The sequence below is a fragment of the Streptomyces tricolor genome, assembly GCF_002155905.1.
Classification (GTDB): Bacteria; Actinomycetota; Actinomycetes; order Streptomycetales; family Streptomycetaceae; genus Streptomyces; species Streptomyces tricolor.
In genome coordinates this window covers 1-621 of record NZ_MUMF01000072.1, presented here as the reverse complement: position 1 = coordinate 621, position 621 = coordinate 1, and the positions used below count along the sequence as shown (strand labels likewise).

2 pseudogenes are annotated in these 621 nt (G+C 76.1%); one reads left to right on the top strand and one right to left on the bottom strand.

Features of this window, described 5'->3' with window-relative positions:
• Window positions 1-41: 41 nt before the first annotated feature.
• Window positions 42-152, top strand: a pseudogene (locus CCN44_RS06385) (chaplin); the annotation flags it as partial.
• Between the two features lie 119 nt (window positions 153-271).
• Here the strand turns inward: CCN44_RS06385 and CCN44_RS06380 are convergent.
• A pseudogene (locus CCN44_RS06380) lies at window positions 272-621 on the bottom strand (hypothetical protein); the annotation flags it as partial.

The window sequence follows — 621 nt, the reverse complement described above, 5'->3', positions numbered from 1 at the left end:
CGCGGTGATCGCCGCGGTGAACGACCAGGAGGGGTTGAACAGTGAAGAACCTGAAGAAGGCAGCGGCCGTGACGATGGTGGCCGGTGGCCTGGTGGCCGCCGGTGCCGGTCTCGCCTCCGCCCACGGCGGTGCCCACGCGGCCGGCGAGGCCGCCGNNTGAACCCGGCCTTCGGCAACCTCGGCCTCAACCACTGAGACCCGGCCGGCAGTGACCCCAGGCCTCCCGGACCCGCCGGGGGGCCTGTCAGGTCCGCCACCCCGGGGACGCGGTCACCGCGCCCCCCGCTCCCGCTCCTCCACATACGCGTTGTACGCCGCCACCTGCGCCCGCCGCGCCGTCCGCTCGACCGGCCGCAGCGCCTCGGTCCGCGCCCTCATCTCGGCCGAGCTGACCGCACCCCCGTGCCCGTTGCCGTACGCGAGCGACACCAGCAGACCCACCCGCTGGGCCAGCTCCAACACCCGCACCGCACGCGGCGGATACCCCGGCGCCAGCACCTCCCGCCCGCGCTCGGCCCGCGCCCGGTACGCGTCGATCGCCGCCTCCGCCACCGGACCCGACCCGGCGACGTCCAGCTTCGACAGCACCTCGGTCGCCTCCCGCAGCGCCTCCGCCAGCT